The organism is Acinetobacter calcoaceticus DSM 30006 = CIP 81.8 (genome assembly GCF_000368965.1).
Taxonomy (GTDB): domain Bacteria; phylum Pseudomonadota; class Gammaproteobacteria; order Pseudomonadales; family Moraxellaceae; genus Acinetobacter; species Acinetobacter calcoaceticus.
On the sequence record NZ_KB849780.1, the window covers coordinates 2241424 to 2258102 of the forward strand.

Annotated in this window: 17 protein-coding genes; 7 read left to right on the forward strand and 10 right to left on the reverse strand. The window is 38.1% G+C overall.

Annotated elements, in window-relative coordinates:
• Positions 1-53: 53 nt before the first annotated feature.
• From F936_RS15455 to F936_RS15465, 3 genes are all read right to left on the reverse strand, one after another.
• On the reverse strand, positions 54-1529 hold the full coding sequence (locus F936_RS15455; protein WP_005048716.1) for a hypothetical protein: 1476 nt from the start codon (positions 1527-1529) through the stop codon (positions 54-56).
• A 296-nt stretch (positions 1530-1825) separates the two neighbouring features.
• On the reverse strand, positions 1826-2395 hold the full coding sequence (gene dcd, locus F936_RS15460; RefSeq protein WP_003653416.1) for a dCTP deaminase: 570 nt from the start codon (positions 2393-2395) through the stop codon (positions 1826-1828).
• 114 nt (positions 2396-2509) lie between these two features.
• A complete protein-coding gene (locus F936_RS15465; RefSeq protein ID WP_005048718.1) occupies positions 2510-3103 on the reverse strand; it encodes a LysE family translocator in 594 nt (197 codons plus the stop codon).
• A gap of 364 nt (positions 3104-3467) precedes the next feature.
• On the opposite strand from F936_RS15465, the gene F936_RS15470 reads away from it, so the two are divergent.
• Complete coding sequence (locus F936_RS15470) at positions 3468-4037, forward strand: DUF2062 domain-containing protein (RefSeq protein ID WP_003653419.1); 570 nt, start codon at positions 3468-3470, stop codon at positions 4035-4037.
• Between the two features lie 32 nt (positions 4038-4069).
• Here the strand turns inward: F936_RS15470 and F936_RS15475 are convergent, their stop codons facing one another.
• The 3 genes from F936_RS15475 to F936_RS15485 form a co-directional block, all read right to left on the reverse strand.
• The gene (locus tag F936_RS15475; protein ID WP_005048720.1) at positions 4070-4942 is read right to left on the reverse strand and encodes a 5'-methylthioadenosine/S-adenosylhomocysteine nucleosidase; all 873 of its coding nucleotides are present in this window, start codon (positions 4940-4942) and stop codon (positions 4070-4072) included.
• A gap of 143 nt (positions 4943-5085) precedes the next feature.
• Positions 5086-6276 carry an iron-sulfur cluster carrier protein ApbC gene (gene apbC / locus F936_RS15480; RefSeq protein WP_005048722.1) on the reverse strand — a complete coding sequence of 397 codons (1191 nt, stop codon included), beginning with the start codon at positions 6274-6276 and terminating at the stop codon, positions 5086-5088.
• Positions 6277-6423: 147 nt separating this feature from the next.
• The gene (locus tag F936_RS15485; protein WP_004641505.1) at positions 6424-6924 is read right to left on the reverse strand and encodes a hypothetical protein; all 501 of its coding nucleotides are present in this window, start codon (positions 6922-6924) and stop codon (positions 6424-6426) included.
• Positions 6925-7208: 284 nt separating this feature from the next.
• Between F936_RS15485 and metG the strand changes: the two genes are divergently transcribed.
• A complete protein-coding gene (gene metG, locus F936_RS15490) occupies positions 7209-9275 on the forward strand; it encodes a methionine--tRNA ligase (RefSeq protein ID WP_005048723.1) in 2067 nt (688 codons plus the stop codon).
• Between the two features lie 90 nt (positions 9276-9365).
• Here the strand turns inward: metG and F936_RS15495 are convergent, their stop codons facing one another.
• The 3 genes from F936_RS15495 to F936_RS15505 all read right to left on the reverse strand — a co-directional run bounded on the left by F936_RS15495 (position 9366) and on the right by F936_RS15505 (position 10656).
• Complete coding sequence (locus F936_RS15495; RefSeq protein WP_005048725.1) at positions 9366-9701, reverse strand: EF-hand domain-containing protein; 336 nt, start codon at positions 9699-9701, stop codon at positions 9366-9368.
• Positions 9682-9870, reverse strand: a complete 189-nt coding sequence (locus F936_RS19450) for an NF038215 family lipoprotein (protein ID WP_003653431.1) — start codon at positions 9868-9870, stop codon at positions 9682-9684. Before F936_RS19450 ends, F936_RS15495 begins: the two co-directional genes overlap by 20 nt.
• A gap of 162 nt (positions 9871-10032) precedes the next feature.
• Positions 10033-10656, reverse strand: a complete 624-nt coding sequence (locus F936_RS15505) for a LysE family translocator (RefSeq protein ID WP_005048727.1) — start codon at positions 10654-10656, stop codon at positions 10033-10035.
• A 178-nt stretch (positions 10657-10834) separates the two neighbouring features.
• Between F936_RS15505 and F936_RS15510 the strand changes: the two genes are divergently transcribed.
• The 5 genes from F936_RS15510 to F936_RS15530 all read left to right on the forward strand — a co-directional run bounded on the left by F936_RS15510 (position 10835) and on the right by F936_RS15530 (position 16463).
• The gene (locus F936_RS15510) at positions 10835-11404 is read left to right on the forward strand and encodes a TetR/AcrR family transcriptional regulator (protein ID WP_004641494.1); all 570 of its coding nucleotides are present in this window, start codon (positions 10835-10837) and stop codon (positions 11402-11404) included.
• On the forward strand, positions 11401-13044 hold the full coding sequence (locus F936_RS15515; protein WP_005048729.1) for an MFS transporter: 1644 nt from the start codon (positions 11401-11403) through the stop codon (positions 13042-13044). Before F936_RS15510 ends, F936_RS15515 begins: the two co-directional genes overlap by 4 nt.
• A 40-nt stretch (positions 13045-13084) precedes the next feature.
• On the forward strand, positions 13085-14200 hold the full coding sequence (locus F936_RS15520; RefSeq protein ID WP_005048731.1) for an HlyD family secretion protein: 1116 nt from the start codon (positions 13085-13087) through the stop codon (positions 14198-14200).
• 64 nt (positions 14201-14264) lie between these two features.
• Positions 14265-15146: a 1-aminocyclopropane-1-carboxylate deaminase/D-cysteine desulfhydrase gene (locus tag F936_RS15525; RefSeq protein ID WP_005048733.1), complete on the forward strand. Its 882-nt coding sequence runs from the start codon at positions 14265-14267 to the stop codon at positions 15144-15146.
• A 117-nt stretch (positions 15147-15263) separates the two neighbouring features.
• Positions 15264-16463, forward strand: a complete 1200-nt coding sequence (locus tag F936_RS15530) for a BaiN/RdsA family NAD(P)/FAD-dependent oxidoreductase (protein WP_005048736.1) — start codon at positions 15264-15266, stop codon at positions 16461-16463.
• Position 16464: 1 nt separating this feature from the next.
• Here the strand turns inward: F936_RS15530 and F936_RS19365 are convergent, their stop codons facing one another.
• A complete protein-coding gene (locus F936_RS19365; protein ID WP_004641485.1) occupies positions 16465-16635 on the reverse strand; it encodes a hypothetical protein in 171 nt (56 codons plus the stop codon).
• Positions 16636-16679: the final 44 nt, after the last annotated feature.

Genomic DNA, 16679 nt, shown 5'->3' on the forward strand with positions numbered 1-16679 from the left:
AAAAAATTACTTTTCCGATGAATGTAAAGCAGCCTAATCTACTTTCTCGGAATTTAACAAAAAGTTAAACCTGAACCATGGCAGTTTGGCTTAAAGTTTTGGTTAGTTAACTGCAAGTTGCTTAAATTTAATGTAAGCGGACTATTTTTCAAATCAACTGTACCAATATTTACATCTAGATCACCCAGCTTTAATAATCCTCCTAAATCAGAAGTTTGTGCTGGGTTAGCTTGTAAATAGGCAGAAACAGCCGTCGAAATTTGCGGAAATAGTGGTGAAATATCAATTGCATCTTGCGGAATAATGTTACCAACATTAACTGGATTTGCAAAAGACATCCACCAACCCTTTTGAGCTACGTCATCTGCTTTAGCACCTGGCCATTGAAGCATTTGATTTTGTAGAGCAAGGTACATTGGTGAGTTAATTGGTAAATTATGAATAAGGCCCAATGACTGGGTTAAATTTAAATTTGCAGTAATATTTGAAATTGTACCATTCATATATACGTTAGAGAATTTAGAACCTTGGCCTGCAATGAGACATGCTAATACACTACAGCTTGTTACTGTGGCTTCAACTTTACCACCCTGAGTATAAATACCTGTTGGTTCAGGATAAGCTGGGTCGTGTGGACCTGCTGCATTATATTGCACCGTACCATCTACTGGGTATGAACTACTATGTCCTACATAAATATTAGGGACTTTCACAGGAGCAGATAAAACTTTGGAGCTAACTCTGTTGCCATTGACCTGAATGGGGGCAATTTCAAAATAGTTATTTTGAATGCCTGGAATATTAAATCCACCATCTGAAGTAACAAAACTTACCTCAGCGGCCCCTCCTAAACCCAAAGCCTGTAAACGACCTGTAACTGCATTTGTTCCATATAAATTGTCCCGCGTAGCAGAAGTTGTCGCATAACCCTTAATTAAACCACTGCTATCAGATTGAACCTGCATATAACCAGAAATCGAGTTAATGCCATTTGGCCTAGTTGTATTTTCAGTACCTGCTGTAAGCAAGCCGATAAATTTTTCAGCACTTAATCTTAAACCGGCGACTTCACGGGTTGATGCAGAATTAGGGTTTTTAATTGCAAACTCTATAAACGGGTTTGTTAAAACAGCAGAAGACGAAGCACGCTCTTCACTAGACATCGCCAAAGGATTACCATTCGTATCGAACTTTTGACCACTTAAGCTTAGATTATCAATATCAATATCACAGCCACCAGCACCATTAACACCACCACAACCTAACTGTAATTTACGGATATTGGTATTAATTTCTAATTCAGCTTCCATACCTAATTTATAGAAACCGATATTACTACTGTTGTCGCGTAGTTTTTCCAAATTTGCAGAATCCGTAGGCGCAATATAAGACATACTCATTAAAGCTTGGCCACGAGTTGCGGATAGTTCCGAATCTGACATAGGGACTAATGTAGACGCAGCATACGCTGAAGAAAAGCATAAGCTTCCAAGCGCTATCGCTACATGAAGAGACGTAAACTGTCGCATGGCCGACCTCCGTATCCTTGGGGGCATAATCCTGTTTAATTTCTTTTTATTTGGCTTATCTGAATTTGATAGTGTTTAACTAATATCAAAAAAGCCTATATCAAGCATATTTGCTTTTAAATTCTGTGATACAGAACAAAAAACAAATCAATTATTGATCATATTATATTATTTTTTACAAAAGAAAACTGTCATTTATCACTATTCCGATAAACGTACCTCATGTAAATTTTATTCATAAAATTGGGCCACCTAAGCGACCCATTATTTTAAAACTCTTCTTTATCTAAGAAAAATTATGTTTTCGGAAGTGTAACGCCTGTCTGACCTTGGTATTTACCACCACGGTCTTTATAAGATGTTTCACATACTTCATCACTTTCAAAGAATAGCATTTGTGCTACACCTTCCCCTGCATAAATACGTGCAGGTAAATTAGTAGTGTTTGAAAATTCTAAAGTTACGTGGCCTTCCCATTCAGGTTCTAACGGAGTCACATTTACAATAATACCGCAACGAGCATAAGTCGACTTGCCTAAGCATACTGTCAACACATTACGAGGAATACGGAAATATTCAATTGTACGTGCTAGAGCAAATGAGTTTGGCGGAATAATACAAACATCAGACTCAATATCGATAAAGCTTTTGTCATCAAAATTCTTTGGATCGACAATTGCAGAATGTACGTTAGTAAAAACCTTAAATTCACGGGCACAGCGTACATCATAGCCATAGCTAGAGACCCCATAGGAAATCAACTTTTCACCATTTTCATCAAAACGGACTTGATTCTCTGCATAAGGTTCAATCATGCCGTGTTTTTCGCTCATCTCGCGAATCCAACGATCAGACTTAATAGCCATGTATTTTCTATCCAAAAGGTAATTTCATTGATTTCGACGTACTTTAACTTAAAAAAGCAATTATGAAAACAACGCAAAGCTACTCAAACAAATAAGAATAGCTCAGCGGTACCTTTAAAGGCTCAGTAAAGCAGAATAGCTAATAGGAATTGAAAAGCTGACTAAAACGAGTGAAGCTGTTTTTTGCAAATTAGTCTGATTTAGCCATGCAACTTTCTTAGAAGCTAAAAGTGATCCTAAGAAAATCCAGAATAAGGCAATTGGCGTAATAAGCGCTAAGTAAGCCATCATATGAATTAAATAAATGTGAAAATCACTCCACGCAGCTACCGGAAAAATTGCGGAAGCAAAGAGTAAGGCTTTGGGATTCAATAAGGTTGCACAAAATAATTCACGAGTACGGATCGTAGGCTGATTTAATTCAACTTCTTGATTTGCCGTATGCCATAACTTAATGGCTAAGAAAATAATATAGCAAGCACTCAACAGCTTAAGAATAGGCGGTAGCAATGGCAATGTGGTTGACACTTTCCCAATCAGCATTCCCCATGCAGAAATAGAGATCACGTAACCCAAAACTTCTGCTGGAATAAGTTTTACTGACTTCCGTAGTCCTACTTGTACGCCTGAAGAAGCGAGTAAAGTGTTAGTCGGACCAGGTGTAAGTAAAATTGTGGCTACTAAGCCAATAAAAAGCCATGAAATCATTGAATGACCTCATAATATAGTCATCTCAGATTAATAGATATCCTGTCACATGGCAAAAGGTAATTGTAAGACAAAATTTTTAAAATCATTTTAAAAATTAAAATAAAAACATTAAAAACAAATACTTATTCAATTACCACAAAAAAGTGATAAAGAAAACTTTACGGTCAGTTGTTATGCTTTTCAAATAATTTCGTACTTAAATAACATAAGTATTTTTATTTTAAGTCTATTTTTCCATCAAAAGCCTTTATAATAAAAAATATATAGTGATGGTAAGTTTAAATTTTAAGCTTTTAATAAGTTTCAATTCATATATTGTTTCTGATTTTTTTTATTTACAGCACCGCGCTCTACTACCTTAATGATTATGGCAAAGCACTTTTTTCAATCTTGGCTTCCCTCACCCGAGAAAGTTTCAAACATGAAATTTCTAAGGATTTTTGGTAAAAAGACCCTTAATCCTGTGCTTTGGTATGTCAATCGAAAATCAATTACCCGAGCTGTTTTTGTTGGAACCTTTTTTGGTTTACTGCCTATCCCTTTTCACAGTGTATTTATTGTGATGGCAGTCTTACTATTTGAAGTAAATCTACCAATTAGCTTAATGCTGGCTTGGCTAAGTAATCCTCTTACTTTAGTTCCTATTCTATATATTGGGTTTTGGTTTGGTGCGCATATTTTTCATGTGCATATGATCAACAAAGAAATGCTGCTGGGTGTATTGCACCAGATTTCCCGTTGGATTACTCATTTCGGCCATGGGCACATTGATTTTAGTCTTGCGAAAATTTTGATGACAGGTCTTGTTGTAGAAGCTTTCGTATTTGCCGTCATTTTATATTTATCTACAGAAATTTTCTGGCGTTGGATGGTCATTAAAAACTGGAAAAGTAGACATCGCCATAAAAAGCAAGAAGAAGAAGTTTTATAAAGACTCCGATCTTCTTGCTGAGTTTTAAATTATTATTTTGGTAGTTTTGATTTCATATACTCTTCAGCCACATTGAGTACATACTCTTGGCAAGCCTCTCCTGTACCAGGGTCGTAAGCCCCGTTATTCGTAATATTATTAGATAAGATTCGAATTCCTAGAAAAGGAACATTCAACTGACTTGCAATTTGAGCCACAGATGCTGCTTCCATTTCCTCGACTGAAGTGCCATAACGTTGGTGGAAGAATTGAATACGATCAAGCTCATTATTCCAGACATCTGCTGAACCAATCGTTCCTTCAACCACCTCACCTTTATCATAACGAACTTTATGTGCTGCCACTAATAACTCTTGGTCACCTTCAAATTTACGAATTGCGATAGGTTCTGGGTCAGACTCGTCTGTTGGCAAAACATCAAAAGCCTCAACCCATGTGAGTGAATTTGAACCACCACCAACTGGCTGCTTTGGTGTTCTAAATGCACCAATATTGGTTGCGTATTTTCCTAAGACAATATCGTAAACGTGTAGATCTGGATCGTGCCCGCCTGATGTTCCCTGATTAATAATTGCTATCGGTTTATAACGTTCAATGGCTAAAGCAGTTGCCGCAGCCGAGTTACTCATACCCATACGGGTTTTAGAAATAATCATTGGATAACCATTATAGGTACCCTTCCAGAATGTCCACCCACCAATGGTTTCAACAGTCTTATTCTCTAATTTTGAAGCCATTCTTTCCGACTCAACAGGCAAAGCACCCTGAATAATAATCGGCTGTAATTTCTGTTTTTGCTCCTGAACTGTAGGTGTTTGTGAAACAGAAGAGTCGTCATTATTGCATCCGACTAAAAATAAGGCGCTACATAAACTGATTACGCCAAAAGCACATTTAAATTGCATTTTTTACCCTTTCTTTTTAAAAAGTGTAAAGTAGCAATCTATATGCCAATTTCAAGTTTAGCTTTGTTATTAATATTCAGTGGTTTAATTTTTTATTTTAACCAGATAATAAAAAACCCGACTTGAAGTCGGGTTTAAATAAATCAAAAAATACGTTTGTCATCACGTGTACGTTGAGGAATTTTCTCAATCTGTTCCCACATAGCCTTAGCAATATCAATATAACTATCAGCGGCATCATCCATTGCTACAACACTAGGTTTACCCTGATCAGCATGCTCACGGATCTGAGCATTTAGAGGCAAACGGCCTAATAATGGAATATGGTACTGTTCAGAGAGCTTGTCACCCCCGCCAATACCAAAAATTTGCTCCTCATGACCACAGTTAGAGCAAATATGGGTCGACATATTTTCAACGACGCCTAATACAGGAATTCCAACTTTATTAAATAATTCGATACCCTTAGTAGCATCTAATAAGGCAACATTTTGTGGGGTAGTCACAATGATTGAACCAGTAACTGGGATACGCTGCGCAAGCGTGAGTTGAATATCACCAGTACCAGGTGGCATATCAATCATCAATACATCTAGATCAGGCCAAAGAGTTTGATTAAATAATTGCATTAAAGCACCCGTTGCCTTCGGTCCACGCCATGCAACAGGGGTGTTGTTATCACCAGTTAAATGTCCAATCGATAACACCGCCATGCCATAAGCATCTAAAGGCACAAAATTTTCACTTTCAATAAGAGGGGTTTTGCCAGCATTGCCTAGCATTGTCGGAATACTTGGGCCATAGATATCGGCATCCAACACTCCAACTTTAAGCCCCATTTTTTGCAAGGCAAGTGCTAAATTAACAGTAGTTGTCGATTTACCAACGCCACCCTTACCTGACGAAACTAAAATAACATGCTTAATGCGAGGATGAAGTGGAACATCTCTTTGTTGCGGAGCTGCTTTTTGGATAGGCGGATTATTTGGATCTGGTTCTGCTTTAGGTGAAGCATCAAGCACAGGAGGTAGGTTTGAACTTTCTTGTGCAGGACGCTTTTGTTGAACCACATGTAGATTTAGTTCTTCAATACCACACTTTTCTAAAGCCCCAGCCAAATCATCATGAATTTGCTGCAAGTGCTCTTTTTCATCAGGAAATGTATTAATGGTGAGTTGTAATACTCGACCTTGAACTTGAAGCTGACTAATGCGCTCTTTTAAAGCATCTTTTGAATGCGGTAGTAAATAATTTTGGAGTACCGTTTGGATTTCATCTTCTTTCACTTCTTGTGCGGGTGAAAAAACAGACTTTAATGAAGAAAGCCAAGACATATTGTTTACTCCAAAAACAGATCATTACAGCTTAATGGAGATAGTGTAACAGTATTGATCCGCACTCGCTCACCTAAGGATGAAGAATTGCTAATTTTCAAGCTTCCATCTTTTAGGTAAGGAGTGCAGATTTTAGTTTAAATAAACTTACTCATCAGAATCATGGTGCTTCAATTTATTTAACTTATCTGTTGCTGTTTTCTTCAACTCATCAAATTTCGCTGTTGCTTGCGTTTTTAACTCATCAAATTTTGTTGCAGCCTCATCTTTTAACTCTACTGCTTTGGCTTTGGCGTCATCAAGTTTATGACCCGCTTCTGTACGTAAATGATCGAACTTATCTTGCAAGGTATGCTGAGCATCCTCAAGTTTGCCTTTCAAATCATTTGCTTTATCTTCAACTGCCTCTTTGCCAGCAGCTTGTTTATCTTTTACATTTTCCTTTAAATCATCCAAAGCTTTTTCACCTTGAACTTTTGCATCTGCCACTTTGGCCTTTAACTCATCTACTTTATCTTCAACAGCTTCTTTACCAGCAGCTTCTTTAGCTTTTACGTTTTCCTTTAAATCTTCCAAAGCTTTTTCACCTTGTACTTTTGCATCTGCCGCTTTTGCTTTTAACTCATCTAATTTATTTTCAGTAGTCATCGTTGTTATCCTCGTAGTTAATTAAAAAATTACCTGAATAAGTTATTAGTTATACATCGTTATGGCTTATTTTCTGACCGTAACTGCAATTTGAAACAAAGACAATACAGGAAGATTCAAATATTTTTTGATTTGTTTATCTGTTCTAAAGAGAAACGCTCTCTGACCAAAACCCATTTTTATAGAAACCTCTTGCGCCAAGCCAAAGATTATTAATCTTTGCTTATCTCCCTGCATCAGTTAAAATCTTCCACCTTATAAATACGAATGAGAGAATGAAATCCGTGCGTAAAATTTTAGTCACTAATGCCCTCCCTTATGCTAATGGTCCAATTCATATGGGTCATTTACTCGGTTACATCCAGGCAGATATCTGGGTTCGTGCCATGCGAGCAATGGGTCATGATGTGACTTATGTATGTGCGGATGATGCTCACGGTACAGCAATTATGCTACGTGCCGAAGCAAATGGTATTAGCCCAGAAGAGCAAATTGCGAATGTTCAAAAAGAACACATCCGTGATTTTGACGGTTTTGGCGTACATTTCGATCATTACGATTCAACTCATAGCGATGCGAACAAAGCCCGCTCAACAGATATCTATATTAAAAACCGTGAAGCTGGAAATATTGCAGTTCGCCCTGTAACTCAATTATTTGACCCAGAAAAAGGCATGTTCTTGTCTGACCGTTTCATTAAAGGTACATGCCCGAAATGTAAATCAGAAGACCAATACGGCGACTCATGTGAAGTTTGTGGTACAACCTATAATGCAACTGAACTACTTAACCCACGTTCAACCTTAAGTGGTGCAACACCAGTTGAAAAATCTTCAGATCATTATTTCTTTAAACTACCGAACTTTGCTGAGTATTTACAGAAATGGACCCGTGATGAAGGTCGATTACCTGTTTCGATTGCAAACAAGCTAGATGAATGGTTTGAGTCGGGTTTAACCGATTGGGATATTTCCCGTGATGCACCTTATTTCGGTTTTGAAATTCCTGATGCGCCAAATAAATACTTCTATGTTTGGGTAGATGCACCAATTGGTTATATGTCGAGTTTTGAAAATTACATCAAAACTAAGCGCCCAGATTTAAGTTTTGATGATTTCTGGAAAAAAGACAGTCAAAACGATGTTTACCATTTCATTGGTAAAGACATTGTTTATTTCCATGCATTGTTCTGGCCTGCAATGTTGGATGGTGCAAACTATCGCACTCCAACAGGCTTATTTGTAAATGGTTTCTTGACTGTGAACGGACAAAAAATGTCTAAGTCTCGTGGTACTTTTATTAAAGCAGAGACTTATTTACAGCATTTAAATCCAGAATATTTACGTTACTACTTTGCATCTAAACTTTCAGATAAAGTTGAAGACTCTGATTTAAACCTTGATGATTTTATTCAAAAAGTAAATTCTGACTTAGTCGGTAAAGTCGTCAATATTGCTAGCCGTTGTGCTAAATTTATCAACAGTAACTTTAACAATACTTTATCTGCTGAATGTGCAGAATCTGAGTTGGTGCAAAGTTTTATTGATGCAGGTGATTCAATCGCTAGCGCATATGAAGCACGTGAATTCTCAATGGCTATTCGTGAAATTATGGCACTTGCTGATCGTGCAAACCAATATATTGACGAGAAAAAGCCATGGGCACTTGCTAAACAAGAAGGTCAAGAACAACAAGTTCTTGATGTGTGCTCAGTTGGTATCAACTTGTTCCGTCAATTAGCTGTGTACTTGGCTCCAGTTCTTCCAACTTTGGCTGAGCAAGTTCAAAGTTTCTTAAAACTTGAAAGCTTCAATTTCGATTCACGTCAACAAATTCTTGTAAGCCATGAGATTGCACAGTTCCAACCGCTCATGCAACGTGTTGATCCAAAAGCTGTTGCTGCAATGGTGGATGCATCTAAAGAGTCTTTAGGTACTCCTGCTCCAGAAGCAACTAAAGCAGCTGCGAAAAAGGACAAAGCTGCCGAGAAAAAAGCGGCTCTTGTTCCAGCAGTTGGTGAAGCAGAAATCATTGGTATTGAAGATTTCTTAAAGGTTGACTTACGTGTTGCTCAGGTCGTTGAAGCAGGCACTGTTGAAGGTTCAGATAAATTACTTCAACTTACTTTAGACGTTGGTGAAGCTGAAACACGTAATGTATTCAGTGGTATTCGCAGCCAATACGCTCCAGAAGATTTAAAAGGCAAACTGGTCGTTATGGTTGCTAACCTTGCACCACGTAAAATGCGTTTTGGTATTTCAAACGGAATGGTACTTGCTGCTGGAAATGGTGAAGGTATTTTCATTATTTCACCAGATAGCGGTGCAAAACCAGGCGATAAAGTTTCTTAATCTGCCTTCATAAAAAAAGCTTCCTAAATTGGAAGCTTTTTTTATTTTTAAAATTCGAGTTCTGAAGAAATATAAATAAGTGAATTTAAATTACGACCACGGCCACCCTTCACAAGGATTATTAAATAAAACATGTATGTTTCCTAACTCCTCATTTGTTAAATAGCCGTTCTTATTTTCATCTAAATAATGAAATAACTCTGTCTGCTTGTTTTCGCCTTGAAAACGTTTATCGCTCGGCCAGTTATAAGGATAAAAATCCTCAACACGTTGAAACTCTTTTAGGCTGTACATTCCATCATGATTTAAATCATATTTTTCCTGAAAAAGGTCCCACTCTAAAGATGCAGGTTCACATGCATTGACCATACTCAAAATACAGTAAGTCGCACACCCTGCAAGTAACTTAATAGTTGGATTGCTCATGATTATTCGCTTGGATATCGGAAATTTTATAATCCTTTTCATGAACTGGAGTACCAACAATACTCATGGTCCGTTCATTTGCTGGTGGTTGCTTACTCATCGTTCTCATCTCACATCCTGTAGTTAAGATGAGAAAAACTACAGAAATGCTCACCATTAGTTTTTTCATAACGTGATCCTCATTTCTTTTTGTTTTATTTATTAAGTTACCACTTTTTAAATGTTTAAGGGCTAAAAAAGATATTTCAATTTGTATATATTTTACGCAAAAATAAAGCCAGACTATAAACAGCTGGCTTTGGATTTTTTAGATATTTTAATTAAAGACTTATCATTTGAAGAAAATTAACTTTAAACCCAATAGGCTAACAATGCTTCCAGCAACTCGGTCAACACCAGTTTTTGCCTTTAAATACATTTTTCTAGGCTTCTCTGAAGATAGCAGCATTGCCACACATGAATACCAACCAGCATCAATCATAAAACAAATCACTGGCAATGCGACGTAGTAATAATTTGGGATTTCTTTCGGCAGTAAAGCAGTAAATACACTTGCTAATACAACTGCGATTTTTGGATTACTTAACTGAGTAATCAAACCATATCGATATGCCTGTTTATAGGTCATTTTCGATTTTGCATCGTTTTCCATTGCAATTGGTTCTTTGGCATGTTTAATAATTTTAAAAGCTAGCCAAAGTAAATAAAGCCCGCCACCAATTTTTAAAATTAAATAAGCAGAAGGTACAGCCAATAAAACCGCTTGTAATCCCATAACAGCTAATAGGCCAAACAGAGCTGCGCCTGTACCTGTTCCTAAAGCCGTGAACAAACCATGTTTACGTGATTTAGAAATTGAATTTTGTGCCACGTAAATAAAGCTTGGCCCAGGGCTTATTGCTCCCAGCATCAATGCCATCGCAATTGAAAAAAGAGGAATAAGGGACTCAAACATTGTATTGACCTAGCATTACGCAATTGCGCGGTATTCTACCAGCTTTTTATGACGCAGATAAAAATGGAGAAGATATAAATGATGAAAATTGAATTTTCATGTTTTTACAATTTATATCTTCACAACGGACAAAAATGTCCGTTAAATATATATTCTTTAAAAGATCCCTAAAGATGACATGAGTAAACGTCAAAAAATTGCTGCCCATAATCGGGATGAATTACTCAATGCAGCCGAAGAATGTTTTCGTATTCATGGCATTAATGTCCCCTTACAAGTTGTGATTGACCACGCTGGTGTAGGACGAGCAACGTTCTATCGTAACTTTTGCGATCGCAAAGCTTTAATTAGCGCACTTTTAGAACGCGCGATTACACAGCTAGAGCAAAAGGCAGCTCATTTTCAACAATTCGGAGACGGTTTATTTCGTTTAATTGAAGGACACATTGGGCAACTTCCCAAGCTCGCAATTTTGCAAGATTTTTGGAGAGTAATTGATCGACAAGACCCAATTATGTTAAAAATCTATGAACGGCGAAATAATGCACTTAATCCACTGATTGAAAAAGCAATAGAACAAAAACTGTGCCGAGCAGATCTAACTGCCGATGACTATGCAATGGTCACTGCAATGTTAGGTTCTTCATTTCAAGGACATGAGCCCGAAGAACAGACTCGCTTAGCAAAACGAGCAATTGAATTACTATTTCATGGTATTCAAATACAAAAAATTCGAGGGATAGAATGAGTAAAACGCCTCGTTATTTAGAAACACCACCCGACTGGACGCCAGAAGAGCAACCGACTCTACCTGGTTCACCAGCAGCGATTGCACACTCTGTACCTAAGCGGTTTATTTACTTTTTTATCGGTTTATTTATCGCTCTTTCGGCAAGCTTAAGTAATGGTTTTATTACAGCAAACTTACCTTTAATCCAAGGTGAATACGGTCTTACCCCTTCCGAAGCTGCTTGGCTGCCTGCGGCCTATGTCATGGCAAATGTAAGCTCAAATCTGATTTTGTTTAAAGCCCGTCAACAGTATGGCCTGAGAGTATTTTCGGAAATAGGACTGGTTATTTTTATTGCGGTTCTTGTTTTGCATATTTTTGTGCATACCTATGAAATGGCACTATTCGCTCGGGTTGTGGCTGGTTTAGCGGGTGCACCACTAAGCTCTTTAGGTATGTATTACACCATGCAGGCCTTCAAAAAAGCAGACATGGCAAAAGGAATATATATCGCCTTCGGCTTTCAGCAACTTGGCGTACCCTTGGCTTGGATTATTTCTCCTTTCCTTGTAAGTACAGACAGCTGGTCTGTTCTTTACACCTTTGAGCTCGGTTTAGCACTTTGTTGTTTAGCCATGGTCGTTTCATTGAAATTACCACGTAGCTTAAGAATTTATGTTTTTGAGAAGCAAGATTTCTTCACCTTTGCCTTATTGGCTCCAGGTTTTGCATGTTTATGTATCGTGCTGACGCAAGGTCCAATTTTATGGTGGTTTAATAGCGAATGGCTTGCCTATATATTAATCGCAGGTTTTAGCTTAGTTGTGCTCGGTTTACTTTACGAACACTATCGCGCCAATCCATTAATTATGACGCGTTGGCTAGGCGCCTCTTCGACCCTACGTTTCATTTTTGGTGCTTTTGCAATTCGACTTTTAATGTCTGAACAAAGCTATGCTGCTGTTAACTTCTTAAAAACAATGGGAATGGGACCTGACCAATTTGTGCCACTCTATGTTGTGATATTCATAGGAATTTTAAGCGGGACACTTTTTAGTGCGCTTACTTTTTCGCGCGAACGAATTATCTTCCACTTACTTTTTGCAGAGTTTTTGATTCTGGTCGCCTGTGGACTAGATTATCACCTAACCAGTGATGTCCGACCTGTGAACTTCTTTGCAAGTCAATTTTTAGTCGGCTTTGCAGGTGGTTTATTCATTGGTCCATTACTTCTCATTGGCTTCGCACAAACACTTGCTAAGGGTCCATCTTACGTAGTGACCTTTATCGTACTATTTTCTGCCACCCAAACTTTCGGTGGTCTTGTAGGGTCTTCTTTCTTCTCGACCTATCAACAACATCGTACGCAGAACTATCAGGCAGAGATCATTAAAGATTTAGAACAAGCAGACCCTCTAGTCGCTCAAAGACTCTCTACCTATCAACGCAGTGCATCAATCACCACTACTGACCCAGCATTACAAACAGCTCAATCCATGCGCTCACTTAATCAAGTGGTCACTCGTGAAGCCCAAGTGCGAGCCTACAATGACGTTATTGCTTTAAACGGTATTTTTGCCGTCGCCCTACTCTTATGGGGTGGATTTAATATTGCACGTAGTAAATATCTACAACGCAGAGGAATTAGCCGTCCTTAACGGCTTTCGTATTTGATAAAATAGAAATTGAGATTGATATATGTCAGATGATCAAAACAAACCAGAACAAACGCCTTCTCAGGCACCTACCAACGAGCCAACACCTGCACCTGCGAGTAAACTCATTCCGACAAAGCGCTCAACTTTATTATGGATGCTGGTTGTTCTTATTGTCGGTATTTTAGTGATTTTATGGGCATGGAGAATTGGACCTTTTGCAACGAGTGTTCAGCAAACTGACAATAGTTATGTCAAAGGTAACACCACAATTTTATCTTCACAAATTAATGGCTACGTTAAAGATGTATTAGTGAAAGACTTTGACCATGTTAAAAAGGGTCAAGTATTAATGCATATCGATGCAACCACTTACGATCAAAAAGTAACACAAGCAGCTTCTGGGGTTGAACAAGCTAAAAATACCTTAGCTAATCAAACTCAATCGATTGCCCAAAAACAAGCTGACATTGTGGCTGCACAAGCCAAAGTGGATCAAGCAAAAGCTCAATACGAACTCTCTTTAGCACAGCTCAGACGCTATCAACAGTTAGGAAATAGTGGCGCGGCCTCTAAATCTGAACAAGATAAAGCCGCAGCAGATGCCGAAAATAACCTTGCGGCACTCAAACAGGCAGAAGCCAATGTGTTAGTTGCAAATGAAGCACTTAAAACAGCACAAGTCGCAGAAGCTGGCTTAGAAGCACAAGTTTCAAGTGCTAAAGCGCAGTTAGACCAAGCACAAACCACTAAAGACTATAGCGTTATTGTTGCCCCGATGGATGGTCAACTTGGCGAAGTAAACCCTCGTGTTGGGCAATATGTCGCAGCAGGGTCGCAGTTACTCTATTTAATTCCACAACAAACTTGGGTGATTGCCAATTTCAAAGAAACTCAAATTGCCAATATGAGGATTGGTCAAAAGGCATGGTTCACAGTCGATGCCATGAAACACAAAAAATTTACAGGACATGTTGAGCAAATCTCACCTGCAGCGGGTTCCGAGTTCAGTGTATTAAAGCCAGACAATGCGACAGGAAACTTTACTAAAGTTGTTCAACGGATTGCTGTACGTATAACCATCGACCCAAATCAGGAAGGAATGGAACATTTACGCCCTGGTATGTCAGTGGTTACTTCTGTCGATACAAATTCGTAAACAGCTTTTTAAAGTTCTATTTAAAAAGTTACAATGTGATCAATCATTATTTTCTCAATTTCTAATGTTTGATCACATTACTCAATCGGTTCCTTATCAACATATTCAACTTCCCTATCCCCTGCATCTCGACATTAAGCGGTTAGACTTAATTCATCCTCAAATCTCAGGTAATAAGTTTTTCAAACTAAAATACAATCTACTTGCAGCGCAGCAACGAGAATTTTCACGCGTTTTGACTTTTGGTGGGGCTTATTCAAATCACATTGCTGCAACTGCGTATGCAGCTCATCTTTTTGGCTTAAAAAGTATAGGAATTATTCGTGGGGAAGAATTAGCTGAAAAGCCTCTTAACCCTACTTTAGCAAAAGCTCAAAGTTTAGGAATGCATTTACATTTTGTCTCGCGCACTGAATATCGTTTGAGAGGTGATGCAAACTATCTTCAACAATTACACAATCAATTTCCTGAAACTTTCATTATTCCTGAAGGCGGTTCTAATCAGCTAGCCGTGCAAGGTTGTCAGGAAATTCTCAGTCAAAGCGATTTGCAAAACTATGATGTGATTTGTTGTGCAGTCGGAACTGGTGGGACTATTTCAGGGCTCATTCAACGAAGTGCACCACATCAAAAGGTTCTAGGGTTTTCAGCATTAAAAGGTGACTTTCTAAAACAAGAGATTCAGCAGTGGACTAAAAAACAGAATTGGTCACTGACAGATGCCTACTGCTGTGGTGGTTACGCTAAAACTTCACCTGAGCTATTCACATTTATCCAAAACTTTGAAGAGCAATACACTGTCCCTCTTGAACCGATCTATACGGGAAAAATGATGTTCGGCCTGTTTGACCTTATAAAAAACAATTACTTCCCTGAAGGAACTCGTATTCTGGCAATTCATTCTGGCGGTTTACAGGCTGATATAAGAAACAAGCTAAGCTACTGATTCATTAATTTTTAGGAGATATTGCTCCTCATACCAATAAATGTCTTTAGCATGAGTAAGTGTCGGCATGATAGTATATGCCCCTTTTTAATTTTCAAGATTAATCGAGAATCTCTTATGTCTAACAGTCATGTCGATGTCATTGTCTTAGGTGCAGGTGCTTCTGGACTCATGTTGGCTGCACATGCTGCTAAACGCGGGCGCTCGGTTTTAATTTTAGAAAAAGCCAATAAAATTGGTAAAAAGATTTTAATGTCGGGTGGTGGTAAGTGTAACTTTACTAACCTATATGTAGAGCCTGATAACTATATTTCTCATAATCCGCACTTTGTTATTTCTGCCCTGTCACGTTATAGCAACTGGGACTTTATCGGTTTGGTATGTGATTATAAAATTGCCTATGAAGAACGTAAACACGGGCAATTATTTACGCTAAACGGCGCTAAAGAAATTTTAGAAATGCTGGTGAGTGAGTGTAATAAAACTAAAAATGTAGATATTCAAACTCATTGCGAAGTTGGACAAATTACACCCTTGGAAAAAAGTGGGTTTTCACTAAACACCAATCAAGGACATTACACTTGTGATTCTTTAGTGATTGCGACTGGGGGCTTATCGATTCCCACATTAGGTGGTTCCGGTTTTGGCTATGAACTGGCACAAAAATTTGGACATCAGGTTTTTCCAACTCGTGCAGGTTTAGTTCCATTTACTTTTTCAGATCATATTAAAGAAGTCACTACACGCTTAAGTGGCAATGCTTTGGATGTAACGTTAAGCAACTCAAAAAATAGCTTTACTGAAGCATTATTATTTACCCACCGTGGTTTGAGTGGACCAAGTTCTTTACAGCTTTCGAACTATTGGAATTCAGGAGAAAGTTTTAAAATTGACTTTTTCCCAAGCCAAGATTTAGCGACTTATTTAAAAGATAAAAAGAAAACACAGCCTAAAGTTTTATTACGTACTCTTCTTAATGAGTTTACTGCCAAAAGTATTATCCAAGAGTTACAACAACTCATATGGTCAGAGCAGAGCGAAACAGCGATTGGTAATATCAGTGATGCACAGCTAGATCATATTGCCGAGCAGTTACATGGCTTCGCAGTTAAACCGTCTGGAACAGAAGGATATCGTACCGCTGAAGTTACTTTAGGCGGAATAGATACAACAGAAGTATCTTCCAAGACTATGGAAAGTAAAAAGCAGAAAGGACTGTTTTTTGTTGGCGAAGTACTTGATGTGACCGGACATTTAGGTGGCTACAACTTCCAGTGGGCGTGGTCTTCTGCCTATGCTGCTGCCCAATACGTATAAACTAATTTGAGTTTTTCGAACTATTTGATGCGGTCTGTGAATCTTGTGGCTGAGAAGTAGTCTGTTTCAAGTTTTCTGACTTACTAAATACAAATTTATAAGCACTTGCTAAAAAACCTACCGTAATTCCGGCAATGACAATTGGTGCTAAAAAACGACCTGGTTTCTTCATCGTATTTTCCTCACTTATTTGTTTTTATAACGGCCAAAAAAGAA